The sequence below is a fragment of the Sphingomonas xinjiangensis genome (assembly GCF_014199255.1).
Classification (GTDB): domain Bacteria; phylum Pseudomonadota; class Alphaproteobacteria; order Sphingomonadales; family Sphingomonadaceae; genus Sphingomonas; species Sphingomonas xinjiangensis.
This window is the reverse complement of sequence record NZ_JACIJF010000024.1, coordinates 14,018-36,335: the sequence shown is the minus strand read 5'-3', so window position 1 is coordinate 36,335 and position 22,318 is coordinate 14,018. Positions and strand designations below refer to the sequence as shown.

The 22,318-nt window shown below is 61.8% G+C and carries 23 protein-coding genes and 1 tRNA gene; 13 read left to right on the top strand and 11 right to left on the bottom strand.

Going from position 1 to position 22,318, the window contains the following annotated elements; all coding sequences use genetic code 11:
• From FHT02_RS19340 to FHT02_RS19310, 7 genes are all read left to right on the top strand, one after another.
• Window positions 1–1,598 (top strand): type IV secretion system DNA-binding domain-containing protein (locus tag FHT02_RS19340; RefSeq protein ID WP_184091512.1); only part of this gene is annotated, 1,598 nt, incomplete at its 5' end.
• Between the two features lie 3 nt (window positions 1,599–1,601).
• On the top strand, window positions 1,602–4,724 hold the full coding sequence (gene mobF, locus FHT02_RS19335) for a MobF family relaxase (RefSeq protein ID WP_184091510.1): 3,123 nt from the start codon (window positions 1,602–1,604) through the stop codon (window positions 4,722–4,724).
• Window positions 4,721–5,029: a hypothetical protein gene (locus FHT02_RS19330; protein WP_184091508.1), complete on the top strand. Its 309-nt coding sequence runs from the start codon at window positions 4,721–4,723 to the stop codon at window positions 5,027–5,029. Before mobF ends, FHT02_RS19330 begins: the two co-directional genes overlap by 4 nt.
• A 148-nt stretch (window positions 5,030–5,177) precedes the next feature.
• A complete protein-coding gene (locus tag FHT02_RS19325) occupies window positions 5,178–5,633 on the top strand; it encodes a hypothetical protein (protein WP_343057009.1) in 456 nt (151 codons plus the stop codon).
• A gap of 57 nt (window positions 5,634–5,690) precedes the next feature.
• Window positions 5,691–6,494: a CsgG/HfaB family protein gene (locus FHT02_RS19320; protein WP_246352566.1), complete on the top strand. Its 804-nt coding sequence runs from the start codon at window positions 5,691–5,693 to the stop codon at window positions 6,492–6,494.
• 346 nt (window positions 6,495–6,840) lie between these two features.
• On the top strand, window positions 6,841–7,050 hold the full coding sequence (locus tag FHT02_RS19315; protein WP_184091502.1) for a DUF5818 domain-containing protein: 210 nt from the start codon (window positions 6,841–6,843) through the stop codon (window positions 7,048–7,050).
• Entirely contained in the window at window positions 7,047–7,493 is a 447-nt protein-coding gene (locus tag FHT02_RS19310) for a hypothetical protein (RefSeq protein ID WP_184091500.1), read from the top strand. Before FHT02_RS19315 ends, FHT02_RS19310 begins: the two co-directional genes overlap by 4 nt.
• 82 nt (window positions 7,494–7,575) lie before the next feature.
• Here FHT02_RS19310 and FHT02_RS19305 read toward each other — a convergent pair whose 3' ends face one another.
• The 5 genes from FHT02_RS19305 to FHT02_RS19285 all read right to left on the bottom strand — a co-directional run bounded on the left by FHT02_RS19305 (window position 7,576) and on the right by FHT02_RS19285 (window position 14,487).
• The gene (locus FHT02_RS19305) at window positions 7,576–7,992 is read right to left on the bottom strand and encodes a hypothetical protein (protein WP_184091498.1); all 417 of its coding nucleotides are present in this window, start codon (window positions 7,990–7,992) and stop codon (window positions 7,576–7,578) included.
• 480 nt (window positions 7,993–8,472) lie between these two features.
• The gene (locus FHT02_RS19300; protein WP_184091312.1) at window positions 8,473–8,760 is read right to left on the bottom strand and encodes a hypothetical protein; all 288 of its coding nucleotides are present in this window, start codon (window positions 8,758–8,760) and stop codon (window positions 8,473–8,475) included.
• A 3-nt stretch (window positions 8,761–8,763) separates the two neighbouring features.
• Window positions 8,764–12,030 carry an error-prone DNA polymerase gene (locus tag FHT02_RS19295; protein ID WP_184091496.1) on the bottom strand — a complete coding sequence of 1,089 codons (3,267 nt, stop codon included), beginning with the start codon at window positions 12,028–12,030 and terminating at the stop codon, window positions 8,764–8,766.
• Window positions 12,027–13,565 carry a Y-family DNA polymerase gene (locus tag FHT02_RS19290; RefSeq protein WP_184091494.1) on the bottom strand — a complete coding sequence of 513 codons (1,539 nt, stop codon included), beginning with the start codon at window positions 13,563–13,565 and terminating at the stop codon, window positions 12,027–12,029. Before FHT02_RS19290 ends, FHT02_RS19295 begins: the two co-directional genes overlap by 4 nt.
• A 160-nt stretch (window positions 13,566–13,725) precedes the next feature.
• Window positions 13,726–14,487, bottom strand: a complete 762-nt coding sequence (locus FHT02_RS19285; RefSeq protein ID WP_184091492.1) for an ImuA family protein — start codon at window positions 14,485–14,487, stop codon at window positions 13,726–13,728.
• A gap of 283 nt (window positions 14,488–14,770) precedes the next feature.
• On the opposite strand from FHT02_RS19285, the gene FHT02_RS19280 reads away from it, so the two are divergent.
• The 5 genes from FHT02_RS19280 to FHT02_RS19260 all read left to right on the top strand — a co-directional run bounded on the left by FHT02_RS19280 (window position 14,771) and on the right by FHT02_RS19260 (window position 16,151).
• Window positions 14,771–14,962, top strand: a complete 192-nt coding sequence (locus tag FHT02_RS19280; RefSeq protein WP_184091490.1) for a hypothetical protein — start codon at window positions 14,771–14,773, stop codon at window positions 14,960–14,962.
• A 99-nt stretch (window positions 14,963–15,061) separates the two neighbouring features.
• Window positions 15,062–15,262: a 30S ribosomal protein S21 gene (rpsU, locus tag FHT02_RS19275; protein ID WP_184091488.1), complete on the top strand. Its 201-nt coding sequence runs from the start codon at window positions 15,062–15,064 to the stop codon at window positions 15,260–15,262.
• 61 nt (window positions 15,263–15,323) lie between these two features.
• A tRNA-Leu gene (locus tag FHT02_RS19270) sits at window positions 15,324–15,409 on the top strand.
• Window positions 15,410–15,499: 90 nt separating this feature from the next.
• Window positions 15,500–15,856, top strand: coding sequence for a response regulator (locus FHT02_RS19265; protein ID WP_343057008.1), 357 nt, complete (start codon window positions 15,500–15,502; stop codon window positions 15,854–15,856).
• Between the two features lie 130 nt (window positions 15,857–15,986).
• A complete protein-coding gene (locus FHT02_RS19260; RefSeq protein ID WP_184091484.1) occupies window positions 15,987–16,151 on the top strand; it encodes a hypothetical protein in 165 nt (54 codons plus the stop codon).
• A 42-nt stretch (window positions 16,152–16,193) separates the two neighbouring features.
• Here the strand turns inward: FHT02_RS19260 and FHT02_RS19255 are convergent, their stop codons facing one another.
• The 3 genes from FHT02_RS19255 to ligD form a co-directional block, all read right to left on the bottom strand.
• A complete protein-coding gene (locus FHT02_RS19255; RefSeq protein WP_184091482.1) occupies window positions 16,194–16,667 on the bottom strand; it encodes a Ros/MucR family transcriptional regulator in 474 nt (157 codons plus the stop codon).
• An 83-nt stretch (window positions 16,668–16,750) separates the two neighbouring features.
• Entirely contained in the window at window positions 16,751–17,083 is a 333-nt protein-coding gene (locus FHT02_RS19250; protein WP_184091480.1) for a MarR family transcriptional regulator, read from the bottom strand.
• Window positions 17,084–17,168: 85 nt separating this feature from the next.
• Window positions 17,169–18,209, bottom strand: coding sequence for a non-homologous end-joining DNA ligase (gene ligD, locus FHT02_RS19245; protein WP_184091478.1), 1,041 nt, complete (start codon window positions 18,207–18,209; stop codon window positions 17,169–17,171).
• Between the two features lie 156 nt (window positions 18,210–18,365).
• Between ligD and FHT02_RS19240 the strand changes: the two genes are divergently transcribed.
• Complete coding sequence (locus FHT02_RS19240; RefSeq protein WP_184091476.1) at window positions 18,366–18,740, top strand: hypothetical protein; 375 nt, start codon at window positions 18,366–18,368, stop codon at window positions 18,738–18,740.
• A gap of 415 nt (window positions 18,741–19,155) precedes the next feature.
• Here FHT02_RS19240 and FHT02_RS19235 read toward each other — a convergent pair whose 3' ends face one another.
• The 3 genes from FHT02_RS19235 to FHT02_RS19225 form a co-directional block, all read right to left on the bottom strand.
• Window positions 19,156–19,905: a hypothetical protein gene (locus FHT02_RS19235; protein WP_184091474.1), complete on the bottom strand. Its 750-nt coding sequence runs from the start codon at window positions 19,903–19,905 to the stop codon at window positions 19,156–19,158.
• A 378-nt stretch (window positions 19,906–20,283) separates the two neighbouring features.
• Window positions 20,284–20,925, bottom strand: a complete 642-nt coding sequence (locus tag FHT02_RS19230; protein WP_184091472.1) for a hypothetical protein — start codon at window positions 20,923–20,925, stop codon at window positions 20,284–20,286.
• Window positions 20,926–20,984: 59 nt separating this feature from the next.
• The gene (locus tag FHT02_RS19225; protein ID WP_184091470.1) at window positions 20,985–22,163 is read right to left on the bottom strand and encodes a DUF262 domain-containing protein; all 1,179 of its coding nucleotides are present in this window, start codon (window positions 22,161–22,163) and stop codon (window positions 20,985–20,987) included.
• Window positions 22,164–22,318 lie beyond the last annotated feature (155 nt).

Here is a 22,318-nt window from a genome sequence, read left to right as displayed (position 1 = left end):
GACTTGAGCAGTCCCACACGATGCTGATCGGCACCACCGGCGCGGGTAAAACCACCGCGTTGCGCAAGCTCATCAAGCAGATGCAGGAGCGCAAAGACAGCGCCGTCGTGTTCGACCTCACCGGCGCTTACGTTGAGGCCTTTTACGACCCCTCGCGTGATACGATCCTGAACCCGCTGGACGCACGTTGCCCGGCCTGGACGATCTTCAACGACTGCACGACCTATAGCGAGTTTACCGCCGCTGCTGCCGCTCTGATCCCCTCAGACGGCGGCTCTGCTGAGCCCTTCTGGGCGATGGCTGCTCGGACCCTCTTCATCGAAATGTGCATGAAGCTCATCGAGAAGAAACAGACTTCCAATCGGGCGCTCGCTGAGAACCTGATGACGGCCGATCTCAAGCAGGTTCACAAGTACCTCGCAAAGACGATTGCCGACCCGCTGACAGCCCCGGAAGCGGCCCGCATGGCAGAGTCCATTCGCGCGGTCTTCAACACCAACGCACAGGTGCTTCGCTTCCTACCGAATGAGGGCGAGCCCTTCTCGATCCGTGACTGGATCACCCGCGACAAGAAGCCCGGATCGATCCTCTTCATCACCTCCAACTACACCGATTTGGAAATGAACAAGGCACTGCTCACGCTGTGGAGCAACCTGGCGATTTACTCGCTCATGTCCATGCCGCGCACGCGCTCGCTGCGGACCTGGTTCATGTTCGACGAGCTTGGCGCTTTGCACCGGCTTCCGGCCATCGAAAGCGGCCTCCAGACCGCACGAAACTTTGGCGGTGCGATGATCCTCGGCCTCCACTCCTTCGACAAGCTGGTGCAGGTTTACGGCGAGGAAAACGCCCGCAACCTGTCCTCGCTGGCACGCACCAAACTGATCCTTGCAGCGGCCGATCTTGAGACCGCCGAACAGTGCAGCAACTACATCGGCAGCCGTGAGGTTCGCCAGATGGATGAGGCGTACAGCTACGGCTACAACAACACCCGGGATGCTTCGACGCTGACCCCGCGTAAACAGGTCGAGCCGCTCGTCATTCCTGACGACATCACCAACCTTCCATCGATGCACGGCTTCGTGAAGTTTCCCGACGGATTCCCCGCTGCGCGCATCCAGCTTCAGTGGGAGCATTACCCCACCGTCGCCGAAGGCTTCATCAAGCGCCCGCCGGCTCCGCCGGCCCAAGAACTGCGCGGAAGAAGTGGGTCCGCTTCGGATCGGGAAGAAGGCGGCGGGCGTGATGGATCGCCCGAGTTGGTTGAGGAGGTGGAAGAGCCAAAGAACGAGGCGGCGGCATTAGCCGCTGGCATCCTCTCCCAGCCCAGCGAAGGGCAGACCGAGGAGGACCAGATCGCAGGGCGTGAGGCCATGGAACGCATGGATCCGTCGGCACCGCGCACAGCGCCTGAGAAGGGTGATAATGATGATGAGGCGGACCTTGGCCGCTCGCCTGACCAAGAGTTTTCGCCGCGTCCTGCCAGCGACAAAAGTTACGATGCGACTGACCTTCAGGCGCCTGAGGTCGAGGATCAAACCTACAAGGAGCTGCGGCAGGATTTTCAGCCCGACGATGACCAAGGGCTGGGGATGTAGGCGATGCACTCAATCTCCTCGATCAAGTCCGCAGGTGGCGCGGCGGACTACTACGGCAAGGATGATTTCGCCGCCGCGGAATACTACGCCGGCGAGAACGCTGCCGATTACAGCGAGTGGGGCGGCGGCGCGGCCGAGGCTGCGGGCGTGTCAGGAGAGGTCACCAAATCTGACCTGGGCAAGGTGCTCAATGGGCAGATCGCATCGGGTGAGAAAGTCGCCCAGTACGAGGGCCGCCGACCCGGCTATGACCTGACATTCTCCGCGCCCAAGTCAGTGTCGATCATGGCGCTGGTCGCCGGCGACAAACGCATCCTGGGACCGGAAGGCGCGCACACTAAAGCGGTGCGCCAGACAATGGCCTGGATCGAAAAGAACCTCGCTGAGACCCGCCAGGATGTCGACGGGAAGAAGGTGCCGGTGAAGACCGGCAACCTCCTCTACGCCCTTGTGCAGCACGACACGAGCCGCGCGCTGGATCCGCAGGCTCACATCCACGCACTCGTAGCCAATCTAACGAAGCACAACGACAAGTGGATGGCACTTCACGCCGACAAAATCTGGTCCAACAATACCGTGATTGGGTCGATCTATCACGGCTTCCTGCGCGCAGAGTTAGAGAAGCTCGGCTACCAAATCGAGACCCGAGGCAAACACGGCACCTTCGAGATCGTCGGCGTCCCCAAGGACGTGATGGAGGTGAACAGCCAGCGTCGCGCCGAAATCCTGAAGGCCGCAGCGGCGTTGGGAATTGCGTCCCCCAAGGGCCGAGATGGGGTGACCATCACCACCCGGGATCCGAAGCTTAACATCGAAGATCGAGACAAGCTGATCGCCGACTGGCGCGAGAAGGCCTCCGCTCTTGGGTTCGACGGCGAGAGCTTGCGCGATAAGGCAATGGCGGCCGCGATGAGCCGGGAGGGCGCCGGCCCGATCGAGCGGGGCTATGCCTTCATGGCTGAGGTCGTGAAAGGCGCACGTGAGTTCGTCGGCAATCTCACGCGAACGCCAGACCCCTTGGTCGATAAGGGCGTGGCACGCCTTGCAGCGTCTCCCGAGGCGGCCAGAGCGCAGTTTGCGGTGGCTTCCGCAGTGAGGATCCATTCGCAGCGAGAAGCAGCGTTTGACGTCTACCGGCTAGCTAAGACAGCCCTGGACCTGGGATTGAAAGGCGTGACCATCGATCACGTCTCGCAGCGCATCGATCGGCTTGTCGACCAAGGCAGGCTGCTCCCCGGCGTCACGAGGGAGGGCGAGACCGGATACACAGTCGTAACCACCCGCGAGGCGCTACAGACCGAGGAGAAGATCCTTGAGCGGGTAGAGGCGAACAAGGGTCAGGCCACGCCTCTCATCGCTGCCGCCGAGGCGCCAGAGCGCGTGCAGGCAGCAGCGAAGCATGAACTGAACCCGGGCCAGCTAGCCGCCGCCACATTGATCGTATCGAGCCAGGACAAGGTGGTGGCGATCCAGGGCGTCGCCGGCGCCGGTAAGTCGACGATGCTTCAGGCCGTCGCCCAGACCTTCGAAGCTGCCGCTCGCGTAGCGGAGAGCGGAGGGAAGACACTCCATGGGCTGGCCTTCCAGACTAAGATGGTCGCGGACCTGAAGGAGGGCGCCGGCATCGAGGCGCAGACGATCGCGTCCTTCATCTGGCATAACCAGCGCTTCCTCACAGACCGCTCCAGCCCTGAAGCAGTCGCAAAGCGCGCCGAGATGAAGAACACCATCCTGGCAGTCGACGAGGCGTCGATGGTGTCCTCGAACGATATGCTCAAGCTCATCCAAATCAGCGAGGCCCTGGGCGTCGACAAGCTGGCTTTGGTCGGGGACCGCAAGCAGCTCGCCTCGATCGACGCGGGCAAGGCTTTCTCGATGATGCAGGCAGGCGGGGTCACCGTCGCTTACATGAACGAGAACCTGCGCCAGAAGACCGACACCTTGAGGACCGTGGCCGCGCTCGCAAATGTCGGCAAAGCCAGCGACGCGCTGCGTGTCCTTGGTGACAAGGTGGTGCAGAACGAGAACCCTGCCCTTCATGCTGCCGACCTCTGGCTGGGGCTCTCGAAGGAGGAGCGCGCCGCCACGGCCGTGTTCGCGTCGGGCCGCGATGCTCGCGCCACGATCAACAACCGGATCCAGGAGGGGCTTGCCGCCGAGGGCACGCTCAAGGGCGAGGGACTTGCGCTGACGGTGCGCGAGCCGGTGAACCTCACCCGCGAGGAACTGCGCTACGCCAAGAACTACTCCGCTGGTCAGATCCTTGAGGTGACCGGCAGGATACCGGAGCTTAGGCTATACCGCGGCACGTTCAACGTTTCGCGCGTCCTCCCCAACGGCAAGGTCGAGCTCGAGCGCGATGGCCGCAAGCTGAAGATCGACCCGCAGAAGATCGATCCGAAGATCACTGAGAACCGCCTCGAGCTTTCGACGCCCAAGGGCATCCGGATCCACGAAGGCGACGCACTTCGCTGGACGGACAAGGATAAGGATCGAGAGCTTCACCGGTCTGGAATGGCCCGCGTCCTGGCGATCGACAGCAAAGGCGTGACGGTCGAGACCGGAGCGAAGGAGACGCTTACTCTTCCACACGGCGATCCGATGCTTTCGCGGATCGACCTGGCTTACTCGCTCAACATGCACATGGCCCAGGGCGTGACGGCCGAGAAGGCGATAACCGCCATGTCTAGCGCCGAGACGAACCTCACCAATCAGCAGCTCTTCAACGTGGCCGTCACCCGTGTGCGATCCGAACTGACGGTGGTGGTGAATGACACGCAGAAGGTGTCGCAGCAGCTCGACCGCAACACCGGCATCAAAACCTCAGCGGTCGAAACAGTTGGTCGCCTCAACATCGACGGACCTGGTTCGAGCCTCGGCGGCACATCCCCAGCTTCAACTCCGACCGTGAGCGTTCGCATTGGCCAGGTGCGAATGAGCGGAGCCGACGATCTCGCAAGTCTGCCGCGCATTCCTGAGTTCACTGAAAAGGATGCGGCTCGCTACGCCAAGCCCGACGAGATGGGCGTGGCCAAGAAGCACGACGACATGGGCGTGAACATCAGCGCTGCAAAAGAAGGGCGGCAGCTGCCTGTGCCCGAGAAGAACCTGGGGTTAGAGCTATGAGCAAGATCGAGGAAGGATCGTTATCGGCCGAGCCCGAGCCGGGTGGTTTCAGCAAAATCTCCGACGTCGATCTGGCTGATGGCTTCCGCACACAATCATTTCACCTCATGGAAGCCCATCCGATTGCGGCCGCACACCTGGTGCTCGCTGCCGCCTCAATCGCCCCTGAGTGCGATGCTGAGAAGGACGTCGCGGACGAGTTCTCCTACCTGATCGTGGACTTTGCCCAGGAACTGCGGATCCTCCACGCCCGTGCAATCGCGCGGCGCTCCCAATGCGTCGAGAGGCCGACCAATGGGCATTGAGGATCGCGACTACATGCGCGAGCGGCACCGCGAGCGAAGCGCTCGCGCGGGACGTACCGTCTGGAACGACGCTAGATCGAGAGTGGAACTCGGGTCCAGCTTCCGGGCACATCCAGCACAAAAGTGGATCTTTGGGCTTGGTGCGGTTTTGGCGCTGATCCCTTTCGTCATGGACGCCAAGCGGTCAGGATGGCTACCCGACCTCGAGCAATCGATACCCTTCCCGAAGTCGGGCAGCGTCACGATTAGTGCGGACCTCGACCCGAAGACGGCAATCTCCAAGTTCCGAGTGACGACCAAAAAGGCGAACGCCGTTGTTCAACTGCTCGATCCTTCTTCGGGCAGGCACATCATCTCGATCTATGTCGAGCGAAATGACAGCGTGACAGTCCCGGTGCCATCCGGCACATTTCGGGTGAACATAATCGAAGGCAACAAGTGGCACGGACCGAAGCGCTTCTTCGGATCCTCTACCGCTTACGAGACGGTCGCTCAGAACATGACAGTCGAGCCGGGGTGGACCCGCGGGATCGATCTGCATCGCACGGTCAACGGCAATCTGAAGACGAAGCTCAACATCACCGATCCTGAACCATTGCTCTGAGGGGAAGTGTTTATGCGGTACCTGTTTGCAACAATCAGCCTTGCTTGCCTCGCTGCCATGCCTGCCCAGGCACAGAAACTCGGCAAAGGCGGCACTGGCGTTGATGAAACCTCCGAAGTGCCGCGCTGTGCGCAGCCCTTTGGCACCATGGCGATCGTGGAGAAGCGCAGCGCTGCGCCATCCGCCCAAGACCTTCCACCTGGCATGGCCGCGCTGGTCCGCATGGCCGAAGCACAGAACGGCGGCGGCGCAGCGCGTGTCGATCCGATCCCGCTGCTCAAGCTCCTGACTGCTCAGTCGAACTGCTTCCAGATCGTCGATCGTGGTGAGGGCTTCGACGCCCTGCAGCGCGAGCGCGAACTTGCCGCCGGCGGCTCGGTAGCGAACGGCGCGAACACCGCCACACTTCGCGCCGCTGACTATCTCCTCCACGCAAGCGTCGTCTATTCAGACGGTAATGCCGGCGGCAGCGGCGGCGGAATCGGGGGCATGTTCGGCGGCGCCATTGGATTTAAAAGCAAGAAACTGGAGAGCCAAGTCGTCCTCACGCTGGTGGAGGTGAAGACCGGCATTCAGCAGGCGATCGCGACGGGCCAGGTGCGAAAGAAGGATCTCTCGATCCTTGGCGGCGGCTTGCTTCTGAACGCCGGCATCGGGGCGCTGGGCGGCGGCTATACCAACACCGACATGGGCAAGATCACCTCGCTCGCGCTCCTGGACGCCTACAGAAAGCTGGCGCTTGACGCTCGCACCCGCCTCACGCCTGTGGTGGCGAGCGCCCCTGCCCCGGTTCCCGCTCCAGCGCCTGCAGTGCCCCAGGTGCAGCCGCTGCCTGTCAGCACGGCCCCTGGCGTCAGGTGAGGAAGAGAGGGTGAAGGAAGGGCGGCGTGAGCTGGAGGTGTCAGATGTACCTCGGCGAGCGCTGCCCCCTTCCCTGATTGAGGTGCGCGATGAAGCTGCAAGCAGACCTGTTCGCTGAGCCGGAGCCACTGGATGAACCTACCTCGGATCTTGTCTGCGAGGTCGAGCTGGAGCCTTTAGCCGTACCGTGCGGGTACAAGGATCGAGCGAACCAGCCCTGCAGCCGGCTTGCTCATCAGCCTGTCATGATGGACGGCTATCAGGCCACTTGTCGCGGTCGGCGCCTCGTTCACTGCGCTCCCGAATGCTATAGTGCCTTCCACGACACCACAGGAAGTCAGGAAGCATGAACGAGGCTGACGATCGCGTGCGGCTTGCCGGTACGCTGGCGGCGAACGAGCGCGGTATGCTTCTGCGCGCACCTGACGGCATGTGGTGGAAGCTGATCGGTGACGCCGCTCCGGATACGGATCTGGCAGGCTCAGTGACGATCGAGGGCATAAAGCGCGGTCCGTCGACGATCGAGGTGTACTACTGCCAGAGCGGCCAGGCATGAACGCGCCATTCGGCCGCCGCCTGCCGCAGTGTCCCTGTTGCCGGTCACCGCTGCTCGGTTGGCCGGCTGAAACTAGGCTGCGCAGCTGCAATGCCTGCTATCGCCCGATCATCAGGATTCCAAGCATACGCCACGCGGGCGTGTCGCACCTCCGCAGCCTGCTGGACCTTGGCTACACAATCTACGGGGTGCTCACCCTCGTCCTCGTGGCGACCTTCGCCCTCAGCGACATGAGCGCACTTCGGTTCGTGAAGCTGTTCTCCGTGCTGCTGTTCATTGTCGGCTCGGTGTTGATCGTCGAGGGGTATCTCTCCATCCGGACGAAGGTGGGGTTTAGCCGCCGCAAAGTGCTGCGCAGCCAAGCGGCGTATTGGGCCGGCGTGGGAAGGTTTGCAGCGGGAGTTCTGGCGTTGTGCCTCATGCTGGTCGGGCTTGGGATCTAGTCTAGCCCGCGCAACGAGCCCACGTGCTTTCAGGCATCGTGAGAGAGATGATCAGTGTCGCAGCTCAGAGCTTTGATCGCATCTAACTGCCGGCGGCAGGCTTAACATCGTCCACAAGGATGGTCGCTGAGAAGGCCTGCTCCGCGCCGACATTCACCGCTGAGTTACCGGCACAGCGCAAATCGCCAATCACCAGGCTACCAGACAGCTGAACTTCTCCTGGTAAGGAGAAGGCCTGCTCACCCAGGCGGGGATTGTCACGCGGGAAGGCGATCGCTGCGCCGTATCGGGCAGCCTCCGGTAGATCGCTACCCTCTGCCGGGGAAAATCGCTGCGGAGAATGTTCATCGGGCCCAAGCATTTGGCCGAGCACATCGCGCACCGGTGTTACCCTGGCGTGCATCCAATGGCAGGCGCCTGTTAAAGTGCTTGGTTGTTCATAGCGCGCCAACAGTGCCGCTATGGCCGGCTCCAGGTCAGGAGTAGGTGCGGCGCTCATGCAGCCGTTCGTAAGCAAGCCAGCTGCGGCCAACGTCCTGAGATGAGAAAATCTGCAGATTCTCGTGATCATCCGCTTCCCACTTTCATCCAAAGAGGCCTTTGGCCTACCCACAATCTACTTCAGAAATCCCAGACCAGTTTCTAGCACAGGAGTTCAGTCGGTCACGGCCGTACTAGCGCATGACGCTGAAGGCCGAACGCAGACACATTCGATCGCCTAACGCCGAAGGACTGGCACCGGCGTGATCGTCGCGTGACCGCGCCTCCTACACGAGGAGCAGCGTAGGCGCGATGCGGCGAGCGTGACGCTCCCAGCATACCGGAAGCGCGTCAGGATCTTGTCAGAAGGCAAGTTGATCGTCCGACCGCATTTGCAGACGATGAGCATGTCCGCGCGGTCCTCAGCCCACTCAGCCAGAGTGGAGTATGTGCGATCAGCTGCCACCGCCACCTTGGGTCTTCGTTTTAGCCAACGGGATCACGACGGTGTTACTTCCTCATAGCATCCAGCGCGCCGGAGCTGCCGGACAATGCCGTTAAATGCGGCGGTGACGCCTTGAGCCCTGCCGATCTCGTTTTCCTGCTGGGCTGCATCCCAGTAGAGCTCGAGCGGCCAACGTTCTGGACAGTGCGGCAGCAGGCAGCGCAAGGCGAGCCGGACCTCCACGCCATCGACGCGGCTGTCACCCGAGCGTGTAACGCCCGAGCGCAGAATGTGAACGGAGAGCGCGATGACGACGCGCTGATGGCGGTGGAGCTTCGCCATGGATCAATGGAAGTCGTGCGACTTGAAGCGCACGACCTCTTCGGGATCCATGCCGTCCGTGTGAGGCGGCCAGTAGCAGTTGCGCGGCTCAGGGCTCCAGCTCTTGTCGCGCTGGTCCGGCGAACCGGGATGCTGACCTGCATCGCCCCTGCCGGTTCGATGCGGGAAGGACATACCACCGATGCGGTGGAGCAGAGCGCCATGATCGATGATCTTCTCGCAGATGACGTGGATCACCTCGCCTTCCTTTTGGACGATTCCTTTCATCCCGATCATCGACGCCGACATTACGGTGCGGCGCTGCGCCTCGAAGCGGTCAGGCCACAGGATGCCGTTGGCGATCCCTGTCTCATCCTCGATGGTGATGAACAGGACACCCTTGGCTGAGCCGGGCTTCTGGCGAACCAGGATGATGCCAGCGACTTCAACGCGACGGCCGTCGCGGATGTTGGCGAGGTCGGCGCACTTGGTCACACCGCTGCGCGTCAGCTCATCTCGCACGAACGTCAGAGGGTGCGCTCGAAGCGAGAGCTGGAGCGAGCGATAGTCCTCGATAACTTCACGGCCGTCTGTCAGGGGCCGCAGCGCGACACCCGGCTCGATCCCCTCCGCGCTGAAGGTCTCGGCCGAGCGGTCGGCGGCAGCGAAGAGAGGCAGGGGCGCCTCGCCCAAGCCCCTCACCTTCCAGAGCCCCTGCCGGCGATCGGCGCCAAAGGCGTGGAAGGCGTCTCCATCAGCCAGCTTCTCAATCGCGGCGCGCTGGACACCTGATCGGCGCCACACATCCTCGACGGATTCGAACGGCGTCGTGCTGCGTGCGCCGACGATCTTGGCGCCATCAGCGTTGGAGAGACCGCGGATCTGCCGGAGACCAAGCCGCACGGCGAGGAAACGTCCGCCGGTTGGCTCCAATGTGCAATCCCACCGGCTTGCGTTCACGCAGGGTGGCCGGACATCAACGCCATGCTCGCGAGCATCACGCACGATCTGCGCCGGCGCGTAGAACCCCATGGGCTGCGCGTTCATGAGCGCGGCACAGAACACGTCAGGGTGGTGATGCTTCATCCACGACGAGGCGTAGGAGATCTTGGCGAAAGAGGCGGCGTGGCTCTCAGGAAAGCCATACGAGCCGAAACCTTCGAGCTGGCGGAAGGTCCGCTCAGCGAACTCGCGCGGGTACTGACGCGCCACCATTCCTTCGATGAGCTTCTCGGAAAAGTGCGACACGCCGCCGGTGAACTTGAAGGTGGCCATGGCGCGACGCAGCTGGTCGGCCTCTGCCGGCGTGAAGCCGGCACCGACGATCGCCACCTTCATCGCCTGCTCCTGGAAGAGCGGAACGCCGAGCGTCTTCTCCAGCACCGCGCGAAGCTCGGGGCGCGGGTATTCGGGCTTTTCCAGCCCCTCGCGTCGGCGCAGATAGGGGTGAACCATGTCGCCCTGGATCGGGCCGGGGCGCACGATGGCGACCTGGATCACGAGATCGTAGAAGCGCCGGGGCTTCATGCGCGGCAGCATCGACATCTGCGCGCGACTTTCGATCTGGAAGGTGCCGAGCGTGTCCGCCTTCTGGATCATGGCATAGACCGCTGGATCGTCGTCCTGCAGGTCGGCAAGCCCGATGCAAATGCCCTTGTCCTGCTCGAGCATGTTGAAGGCACGGTTCATGCAGCCGAGCATGCCCAGTCCCAACACGTCCACCTTCATGAACTTCAGAGCATCGATGTCGTCCTTGTCCCATTCGATGATCTGGCGATCTTCCATCGCTGCCGGCTCGATCGGCACTAGGTCATCAAGGCGATCATGGGTCAGAACGAAGCCGCCGGGATGCTGACTCATGTGCCGAGGCACGCCGATCAGCTTGCGCGCGAGATCCAGCGTCAGGCGCAGCCGGCGATCGGCGATGTCGAGGTTGAGTTCCTCCACTTGCTTCTCGCCGACGCCTTCGGCCGACCAACCCCACACCAGCCCTGCCAGCGAGGACGTCAGGTCCTCCGGCAGGCCGAGCGCTTTGCCGACATCCCGAACCGCGCCACGTGCTCGGTAGCGAGTGACAACAGCGGTGAGCGCGGATCGATCACGTCCATAGGTCTCGTAGATCCACTGGATGATCTCTTCGCGGCGCTCATGCTCGAAGTCGACGTCGATGTCTGGCGGCTCTCGCCGCTCGCCTGACACGAAGCGCTCGAACAGCAGCTCGTGCTTGATGGGATCGATCGACGTGATCCCCAGCACAAAGCAGACACAGGAGTTGGCGGCCGAGCCGCGGCCCTGGCAAAGGATGCCGCGTCGACGCGCCTCCCGCACGATCGCGTTCACCGTCAGGAAGTAAGGCGCGTAACCCAGCTCGGCGATCAGCTTGAGCTCATGCGCGATCTGATCGCTGTAAGCCGCCGGCACCTCGCCGCCATTGAACAGGCGGGTGAGTGCGTCGCTCGAAAGCTGCTCCAGTGCCTCCTGAGCGCTCAGGCCTTCGATGACGCGTTCGTGCGGGTACTGGTACGCCAGCTCACCAAGGTCGAAGGTGCAGAGGCGAGCGATGTCCACGCTGGCCTGCAGCGCATCGGGATAGGCGCGGAAACGCCGCACCATTTCTTCAGGCGGCTTCAGTGCTCGGTCGGCGTTGACCTCACGCCGGTAGCCCAGCTCATCGACCGTGCATTTCTCACGCACGGCCGTCACTACGTCTTGCAGGAGGCGAGCCTCAGGGGCGTGGTACAGCACGTCACCGGTGACGACTGCGCGGACGCCGGCGCCTCCAGCTTGACGCGCCAGCGCGTCGATCCGCACGGTGTCGTTGGGCCGCCGGCGCTGGAACAGCGCCATATAGCCGCGGCGCCCGTAGATCTTCTTGAGGTCCGCAAGTGCGGCAAGGTTCTCCTCGTCGGCCTCGTGGGGAAGCAGGATCGCAATCACGCCTTCCGACCAGGGCTGGAGGTCGGTCCAATGGAGGAGGCATCCGCCCTTCCCCGCCCGCTTCTTTCCGACAGTCAGAAGTCGGGTGATGCGCGACCAGGCTGGGCGGTCTGTGGGGTAAAGCAGCAGGCGTCGGCCGCAGGACAGCTCAACCCGCGCACCTGCAATCGAGCGGACGCCGGTGGCCTTCTGCGCCTCCCAGGCTCGCACCACACCGGCAACGGTGCCGATGTCGCTAATCCCGATGGCCGGGTATCCCTGAAGAGCCGCCGCAGCGAACAGCTCGTCGGGGCCCGACGCACCGCGCAGTAACGAGAAGTGGGTGAGCACCTGAAGCTCGACATACCGGCTCATGCGAAGATGCCGTGCATCCACCAGGTCAGATCCCCAGTGTTGCCTTCAACGCCGTCGCCACGCCGGAAGACCCAGAAACGGCCACCCTCCTCATCCTCGACGCGGTAATAGTCCCTGACGCCCCACGTCTCCGCGTCACGGCGCCACCACTCACCATGGATGCGCTCAGGCCCGTCAGCGGCCACGACCCTGTGAGGCTTGCCGCGCCACTCAAAGCGTCTTGGAGGTTGGTCCGGCATCAGAGCCATGACCCCCGAAAGCGGCTCGGCTCGCGCAAACAGCCGTATCGGGCGCTCCCACTTGGGCCAATCGCCCGACGCTTCTACCGGGTCCGACCGCGTCACCGCCCGCTCCGGCACGTGGCTATCAACGGGAGTTACGCGGAAGACAAAGCTAGGTCCGATCCGTCCGGCGATCACGTCCACCAAGCGAGAGGGATCTCGTACCAGCGTCTCGCCGGCGAGTACCGCGCCGAGGTCCACCGCATCGAGCGGCTCAGTGTGGGGCGCGACCAGCGAGAACTGCTCCAACCCCATGCCTGGGTCGATCCGCTCAATGCGGAGCTTCAGTAGGCGCAGAAGGTGCGAAACCTCTCGCGTTGGGCGTGAGGTGCCAACCGCCACGGTTTGCTCCCCACCATCGATGCGCAAGCCGGTCAAACGCAGCGAGCGTGCTCCGAGCCCACGCGCCTGCAGGACCTCTGCAAGATCGCGAAGCAAATCGCCCATGACCTGCTCGATGGCCTCTGCGGTCCCGATCGGCTCGAGGAGACGCCGCTCCACATGAGGAACTTCGGCATCCTCGCGTGGCGTGATTGGCTCAGCAACCGCCCCTAGCGCTTGATCGAGACGCGTGATCGCAGGCAGCCCTAAGCGGCGCGCCAGTGGTCCTCTCGCGACGGGAAGAAGATCCGCGACGCGCTCGAACCCGAACTTGCGGGCAGCTGCCAGCGCAGTTGGTGCGAGCCGAAGGGCAGCAATCGGCAGCGGTGAGATCGCCTGCGCGGTAGCACCTGGCTCAACCCGTATGATGTCGCCAGGTCCAAACCTCGCTAGGGCGTGCGCGGCGCCGGCGGTGTCCGCCACAGCAACGCGAGCGGTAAAGCCAGCTCGGCGACAGAATGCGAGCAATCGCCGGCAGAACCGCTCCTCCCCGCCGTGCAGATGCTCGCAGCCGGTTAGGTCAATCCAGATCCCGTCCGAGGGGGTCACTGCCGCGATCGGCGACCAGCGCCGCACCGCTAGCAAAGCCAACCGGTCGAGCAGCGCCGCGTCTGCTTCGGGTTCGGCGGGGCGGAAGTCGAGGTCCGATACCAATGCGCGGGCATGCGTGGCCGCCATGCCGGGGTGGATACCAAGCGCGAGGGCCGCGCTGCAGGCAGCAACAACCTCCTCGCGGCGACCGACCTTGCCCACCAGAGCCAGCGGGGCATACTCGACTGCCGGGGGTGCCGCGATCGCCTTCAGGGGAACGGCATTCGCCGCGCCTTTGAAAGGATGACTAGCGGCCTCCGAGCGCCGGCCAAGCTCACGCATGGGAGGCTGCGCATGCACGGGCAGCGAGGCGATCTGCGCCTCTACGTCCTCCCGTGAGCTGCCTCCTCGCGCCCAACGCGCGCCTGGGCGCCAGCCACCGCCACGAGGAACGGAGCAGGCACCAGGATCATCGTCGACGGGAAGCTGGAGAGCTGGCCGCTCAGGCGGCCGAGTAGCGGGCCGTTCCAACCGTCTCAGCCGCTCGATGGCCAAATTCGGCAGGAACAGCGAGACGACCCGTCTCATCGCTGCTCTCCACAATCAGAGAAAAGGGAGCGCCGCCGCGCTGCCGGACCAGCTCAACAGCCCACCGAGGCCTGCCGACACCCGCGACACGCAATCGCTCTGAAGGCGCAGTACCGATCCGCCAGCGCGTCCATGCCGCAGATGGCTCGGCAAGCGGATCCTGGTCGCGGCCACGCCGACGGCGAAGCAACAGGACGGGCATGTCGGCTTCTGCGGCTACGAGCTGCAGGCGGCGTGTGGCAACCATCGAGACCTTGCTCGCTTCGGCAACGATGGCCGAGGGCGTCCCGTCGCGCACGGCGTCCTCGATTACTGCGAGCAGCGCGGCATCATCTCGCGGCTGAGCATGGATGACGTTCGTCGGAGGCAGACCGGCTTGAGCCAAGCCAGGAGCGTACAGGTCCGTGCGGCAGCTCGCCCACAGGACCGGGGCCCCGGTGCTTGCAGCCTCTCGTGCGGCGATACCTGCCAGGAACAGCGTTGTTGCCGCGTCGTCGACAAGCGACCCGCTCCTAGCGGATGCCTCGTGCAGCGCTCCGGCGCGCAGTCCCCCTACCCCAAGCCGGCTGTCGATCTCGCCTACGCCAAAGGGCAGCACGCGGTAATCGGTTGCTGGCGTGGCGATCGATCGCAGGTGCGTTATGCTAGGCGCGATGGAATCGAGGGCGGCGGACATGATGGTTCTGAGACTCTACTCGTTCCCCTAATGTTCCGTTACTGCAGGGGTTTGGTCAACCCTCGCGAAGCGGATTCAGCGCTCCGAAGCGCGAGCGCGGGCGGTGCGGACGTGCAACGATGTCGGGAAAGCGGCGGGTTTCCGACTACGCAGCCGAGCTAAAAATATCGTTCCGGCGGCTTTGACTGGGGGGCGGACCGGCGCGCCAACTTCAGGTCGATCTCCGACTCGCGGCAACGTTTCGCCTTCGTTTTCGTTGTGCGGCCGTCGATGGAGGGGACCTATGGCTGAGAACTCGGCTTTTTACCGTGAGCGCGCACGTGAGCAGCGGGAGGCGGCGGAAGCGACCACCCTGGTCAACGTCCGCAACCGCTGCATCTTGGCCGCTGAGACCTGGGAGCGGATGGCAGAACGAGGCGAAGGTATCGGCCGCCGCCAAGCGGAACGCTTGTTCGCCGCCACACCAGCTGAGTAGCCGGCACATTCATCCCACCGACTGGAGGACCTGCCGGCTCTTGCTAAGAGCAGCCGGCACACGGTAGCGCGCGACACCAACGAAGAGAGCAGAGTTCGCATGCGAGTAGAAGTTCGCGATAACAACGTCGACCAAGCCCTGCGGGTCTTGAAAAAGAAGCTCCAGCGCGAGGGCGTTTATCGCGAGATGAAGCTGCGTAAGCACTTTGAGAAGCCTTCGGAGAAGCGGGCGCGCGAGCACGCTGCTGCGATCAGCCGGGCTCGCAAGGCAGATCGCAAGCGGGCTGAGCGGGATAAGTGATCCCGTCGGGCTTCGGCCCGCTTGACCTTTAGAGCGGCCGACGCTTCTCCGGTCCAACCGTGCGGACGTGGCGGAATGGTAGACGCCGGGGACTTAAAATCCCCTGCCCTTCGGGGCGTGCGGGTTCGAGTCCCGCCGTCCGTACCAACATTCGCTAAGAAAGAGACGGACCTTACAGCCCGCAGTGGCGTTAAGTCGTTGTAATCAGGGTAGAAGGCGCGCTGGCTCATGTGTCACGTGTTGATCATCGAAGACGAGCCTATGGTCGCCATGTTCATAGAGGAAGCTCTCGAGCTGGCGGGCGCCTCATCCTTCGACATCGCGGCTACCGAGGCGGACGCTGTTGCGTTTGCAGCACGACATCGGCCCACGGTCATCACGTCAGATGTCAGGTTGGTTGAAGGGACTGGTCCTCGTGCCGTGGAGCAGATCCACAATCAGCTCGGCGACATTCCAGTGATCTTCATCACCGGCACGCCCTTTGAGTGCGAGGCGAAGAACACCAGCCCAGTTCTCATGAAGCCGGTCACGCTGAACGCCGTGATGAAGGCCTTTGAGAAGGTTGCTCCCGAGGATGCGGGCTGTCTGAGCTAGCGGCTTGCGCCTACTCACAAGCATTTTTGCCGATCGTCGCGCAGCCTAGCGCGTTCATCGCGCCGTTAACCAAGTCTTTACGTATTTTACCGGAGGATGGCGCATCGATCCGGGGGGCCGGAGAGTAGCGATGACCGTAACTGTGGGTCTGATCCGCGAGCTGGAGCGGGTTCAACGTTTTGCGCAGGATCTGAGCGATCCTCGCTCAAGCGCGGCGCTTAGCCGCTATCGCCGGGATCTCGAGGCAGATCTCGGCAAGGAACAGCGCGGGCAACTCCGGCAGCTGATGTTCTAAGGCAATCTGGGCCGCGACGTTAGCCGCGACCCAGAGGCTGGTTTAGGCGTCCTCAGCCGGCGCGCTTGCCTTGCGTGCAGCAGGTGCCTTGGCCTTTGTAGCCGGCGCCGCTGCCGCCTTGGGCTTACGGCCAAGGCCGATCTTGTTGGCGAGATCGCGCCGCTGCGCAGCATAGTCCGGCGCAACCATCGGGTAGTCAGCAGGCAGGTTCCACTTGGTGCGGTACTGCTCAGGGGTCATCTGGTAGTGCGTCATGATGTGACGCTTGAGCATCTTGAGCTTCTTACCGTCTTCCAGGCAGACGATGTAGTCGGGCTTCACAGACGAGCGGACCGAAACCGCTGGCTCCTGCTTCACAGGCTCAGGCTCGACAGGCTCACTAAGTCCGTTCAGCGCGCCATGAACATTGGCAATGAGCGTCGGAATGTCGCTCACCGAAACACTGTTGTTGCTGACATGTGCAGCAACGATATCGGCGGTAAGGGCTACGAGAGATTGCTCAGTTTCGTTCAACATACCTGTCCTGCTGTGATGAGCGCGTAATCGCGTCACCCGCTACTTAATCGGGATTGGGTATATTGCCAATTTCATATTATTGCTCAGGCGTGTCCAAGGTGGAGATGTTGAAGCTTTCGTAAGAACTCTGCGCCTTCAGGAGTAGCGACGGCAAAGACGTTTCGCTTGTCTTTTGGATCGGGAGCCCGTCGGGCAAGCCGCAATTCAGACAGCCTGGTCAGCGCACGCGTAATCACCGGCTTGGTCACCTTGAGCACCTTGGCCACGCCGCGGATCGTGTGAGGTCCTTCGTCGAGGTGGATCAGTAGCAACAGAGCCATTTGACGGTTGGTGAGGTCGGGAACGCCCGATCGCACATAATCGAGAACCGTTGCCTTCCACTGCGTAAGTGGAGCCTCGTAAGCTTGTATGTTCATAGTGCTGCCCTCTCCTGGTCTTGCTTGCGTGCAGTGTTTTCAGGAACTTGCTGCACAACGCGTCGCTCGGGCCAGGTGTCCGGGGCTAGCTCCGCCGCCGAATGCCAGCGAGTTCGACCACATCGATCAACGAAGCGTGGCGCAGCTTGTCGCTCCCTTTCAGGTATCGGACGCTCACGCGCATCTTTGGCTCGATCCATCGAGCCTTCTTGGTCTTGGGCATGTTTGGTAGCGGCTTCCGACGCTCCAGCTGCTCGACAACTGCATAGAACAGGTCTCGAATGTCAGCAGCCAACGTCACCGCAGCACCCCCGACATACTCAAGCCCATCATTCGTCTCGCGTGCGAGCAAAGCTGACACCGGCTCTCCCGGCGTGGCCTCGGTGCCGACCACCAGAAACTCGTCCTGTGCCCAGGCTTTGGTCTTGAGCCAGTTGCGCGCTCGGCCGCTATGGTAGCGGCTTCCACGCTTCTTCGAGACGATCCCCTCCAAGCCCATCTGCTCAACGGCTTGGAAGAACGCCTCCCCTCCCCCGCGCACATCCTGGCTGAAGTGGATAGAAGCGCCGGCATCGAAGCACCCGACCAGCTCCTCGAGCCGCTCTCGGCGTTGCTCGATCGGCAAGGGCCGCACGTTCGTGTCGTCGTGGTGCAGCAGGTCGAATGCCATGAACACGAGGCTCTCGGGCGCGCGGGTGATTGCGGACCGTAAGCCGCCAAAGTCACATCGGCCGTGCTGATCCTGGAGCACGACCTCGCCGTCGATGATCGCTCGCCGGCAGCTTAGGCCAGCGGCCGCCTCGACGATCGGGCGGTACTCCTTGGTCCAGTCATGCCCATTGCGCGTGAGGGCTCGGACCTCTCCTCCATCGATCACCAGCTGGGTGCGGTAGCCGTCATACTTCACCTCGTGAATCCAGCCATTCCCCTCGGGCGGGGCGTCCACAAGCGTCGGCAGCATCGGCTCGATGAACGTCAGCGGTGGCTCCGGCGCATGGTCCGGAAGCGGCTCGTGCCCCGGCTCCTCATGGTGGAAAACGTCGCCTAGGTTGCGGCAGTCGACTGCCTGCCCGCACGCCGGACAGGTGATGAAGTGGATGGACTCAGGCCCATCGGGCGCCGTCACAGGGAGGGCGTTCAGCTCGTGCCGGCTTAGAGACGGATCGAAGCGCTTCACCGAACGGAATCGCTCGCCACGCGGACTCGTTCCCGGCCGGCGTGATGGGAGGTGCGTGCCCCTGCCCTTCTACGGTAGGATCGCCCGACAAGGGGAGTGATGGTGGTGAACCGCAGCATTGTACTGATGGCGCTCGGCTGCTTCTTCGCTGGCGCGATCCTCACCCTGCTCCTGTGGGGGGGCGGCTCACCTCCTTCTCTGACCGACGATCTGGATCCCGACTGGAGGAAGGCGTCGGTTCAGTTCGACACGAGACTTCGGGAACGCTTCCCGGCAGGAACTCCGATCGCCAGCCTTGCCCGTGAGCTGCAAGAGCAAGGTTTTGGGCCGACATGGTATGAGGTTGGTGGGGAGTACGGAGCGGTTCGCCACGAGGGGAACTTCCCCTGCTCGGTGGCGGCTCGCGTCTACTGGCAACCCGGTCCGAACAGCACGCTCGCGTCCATCCGCGGCGTTTACCGCGAGGAAGGGTGCCTCTGACGCTTAGGTGTTTCCCCTGCGGCGCATTTCAGCGACATCGCGGCTAAGAAGCTTGTCTACTTCGGAGCCGGGGGGCTCGACCGAAGGTCGCAGAAGAGCCAGGTCCAGCCATGCTGAGCCTGGCTTTTTGCTTTTCGACTGCCGGCAAACGCGAAACGCCCCGCCGGGGGGGGTGGCGGGGCGCTCAATGGAACCGGCGCGAGTGGGGGGATGGCGTCGGTGCCTAGATAACTGCTCTGCCGGGAAGTGGTTCCTCGCTACCCGGTCGATGACGAGCTGCTCATTCTCGACCTTACACAAAGAATCGAGGGAAGGCGTTAGCCGAGCATAAGCGGTCCACGCCTTAGTTGTTGCATGCAAAGATTAGATGTTTTGTCGGAATACCTTGTTCGCGCGCCAAGGCGATCTTAAGATCTCACCAGTTTGCGTTTATGACATCTAGGATCCACCATTGGATCCGTAGCGTCAAAGGCGCTTCTTTCGGTATTGTAACAGCTTCTCCCTGATGTGCTGCCACTGTCGTAATCTTTGCAACATCAATTATCTCAGCCTTATGCGAGCCGACTACAATCGCCATACGTGACGCATTTGCAGCTATAGGCCGACCGGTCACCATGGCGGCGCGACCCTCCTGCTTGTAATCGAAGCACCCGCTCGCGCAGCTATTTGCCGAAACTAACCACTCAGCCTGTGACACGCGCCAGTTGCCTATGGCAGATCCAGACCAGAGGAGCAGAAAGGCCAATAGCGGCACAATCATGGTGATACCCGTCATAAGGGCTCGCTGGGTCCGCTTCGCGGGATCAGAAGTAATCCAGGCCTCAAGCCTACGAAGTGCTGCCGGTTGACCGAACCGACCGACGTACAGGCCGCCGATCCAACGGCTCAGCGCTGCCACAGGCCATCCTAAAGGCCAGTACAGCACGAAAACAATGATTGAAAATACGAGAAGCGAGCCAAGCCCTCCGCCAATTATCTCCACTACTGAGCCCGAAAAACCCGAAGGATCGAGCCCGTATGGCGACAGCGTGGCCTTGTTGGCCGTCTGAAAGAGGAAGTAGAGACCGGCCGAGATGACGGCGACGACCGTAGCGCCATAAGTGAGGGCACGCTTAGCCCATCGCGCGATGACGAGGTCGGGAAGGGATCCGGCAGGATGAGCCATTCCAACTATGTAGTTTGCAAACAGCCACTGTCCAGCAGCGCGTAAGCCATGCACGCCGCCAAGATCGTGTGCACAGCTTAGATGCTGGCATGCATTCGTTAGATGCGGCTCACAGCACGGCTAATCAGCGCAATCGAAATGCCGCCAGATAGCGTGCGCATTGACAGCCAAGTAGTGCGCCGTAAGAGGGACACCATGGATGCACAAAAGCCCAGTTGAACGTCCGGTTTGGAGTGACCGACTGCGAGATCTGTCATTCTGCTATCGACCAATTCGGCCTTGGCCGTCTGGAGCAGTTTTCGAAACACGAATATTGCCGCACAGTGTCCAACGGACCACGCGAACTTAGCGCGAACTTTCTACTTCAACTTCCGACGGCTACTTCTTCCTTGTTGTGAGCGAGGACAGGCCACGATCCATCTTTGCAAATCCGTCTATTAAGTCCGCTGGCCAAGTCCCTAGAGTCGTGGGCGAAACCGTGTTGGTTGCAGCCACGACCGAAGTGTGCGCAGCTTCACCCCGGTAGGTTGCGAGTTGGGCTATGCGAGATTTGAACGTAGCGCCGGGCAAATCGACATCAAATCCAAGCGCCGTCAAAAGTTTGAATTGATACTTCAGGGCCGCTCCATGGTTGTTTGCGACGGCCTGCTTGTAGCGCTGATAGCCGATGTTCAGCAACTTTCCGTACTCGGCTCGGTTTTGAGTGATTGTCTTGGTGGTTGCCATGATGCCGAAGCCGCTATTTCCGAAAATGCTCAGCATTTTCTCCAAGTCAGGTTTCTGTTTCGGCGCATCTATGAACGGAAAAACGCATAGATGCCTGGCAACCCTTCCGAAATCGCCGCCGCTATCGAAGGCTGCTGTGGCATCGTCCGCAACTTTCAACGCCCGCTTTTCTAGGAAGTGCTCACACTCCGCATGCAACAGAACCACGAATGCTGCCATTTTATCGACATCCTGACTTGACGGCGTGGCACCCGCCGCTGGTTGCGGTGGCAGCAGGTGGGTCAGACTCGTCAACCTTGCCCTCAGAGTTAGATAGTCAGCTGTATATGCGAGCGGCATGACGGTGGTTTAGCCTAGGAGTTGCGAGCCAACGGAAATTCAACGACGACTCCGCCGATGATGTCTCTCAGTGCGTCACCCCAGTCATGGAACCGCTGGCTGGTAGCTTTGGTAGTCTTCGTCGATGTCTGGAGAGCCTGGAGAAACTTCGCGTTCCTATCGCAGAGGTTCTCAAACGCAGTGCGAATGGCCACCCTTTCGTTGTCATGGATTGCGGCACGGACGGCGGGATCAGCAAAATAGTAGGCCATTATATCGATGACGGCCCGATTTGGACTGCGCTGATATTTTCCGTCCTGTCGAGACTTGAACGCGTTGTCGCCGAATATGTCGCTTGCTAGAGACATACCTCCCTCAAACTGCATCCAGTCATCCTCTAACTGGCCCAGTTGATCATCGAAGTTTTCCGACAGCCGTTTGGACGTGTCGTTCAAAAACTTCTTCATGTTGCCCGCATACAGGTCGGCAAACCTTTTGAAGCCGAGAGCTCGAGTTGCGACTTCCATGTCGCGCATTCGGAAATCCGGCACCTTTTTGAAGACGGATGCCATTGCTGCGGATTGCGCAGTTTTATCGTCCAGCCAATCCATGAACTTGCCGGGATAGAGAGCCCTGCGAAGTTCTTGAGGGGAGAGTGTCACGCTGTTTTGGTTCAACCTTAAGAACAGCAGGTAGAGCAGGCTATCGGACTTCCAATTCTTAATTACAACCGTTCGTACCGTGTGATTTTGAAACGCATCCACAGAAGGTTCCATGGCCGGGTCGACTTGGAGATCGTCGTAGGTTTTGACGTTGAGGTCCGCGCGGTACTCACATCCACTCAGCCGCAGAGGTGCCTGATCATCCAAGCAGAACCGCGCCAGCGAGTTGATACGCTGCTTGCCATCGATAACAGCGAAGACCCCGGGACGCATCTCAGCCAGCACGATCTGGGGAACCGGAAGCCGCATGAACAGGCTTTCAATGAACCGAGACATCTTCGGCTCGTCCCACGCCACTCGTCGCTGGTAGTTCGGCTGCAAATCGATCTTGCGCTTGCGTAGCAGATCAACGAGGACGCTTATCGTCCAGTCGGTCGGCGCGACGACTAGTTGCTGAATATCGTCCGCAACCAAGCCCAGATCGTCTTCGGTGATCTCACCGTATTGTAGGGCTACATCGGGACCGATATCTTCGCCCTCGTTACCAGACATCACTACACCTATGAAAAGTCATGCTTCATATGGCCGACGCCAGCTCAGATTAGCAAGGGCTCCCGCTCCCTATCCGCCGTGTCGCGTTGCAGGGTGATTAACGCTCGAACTTCTGAAAAATGGCACCATGTCTGCCGCGAAGCAGCAGCCGGGGC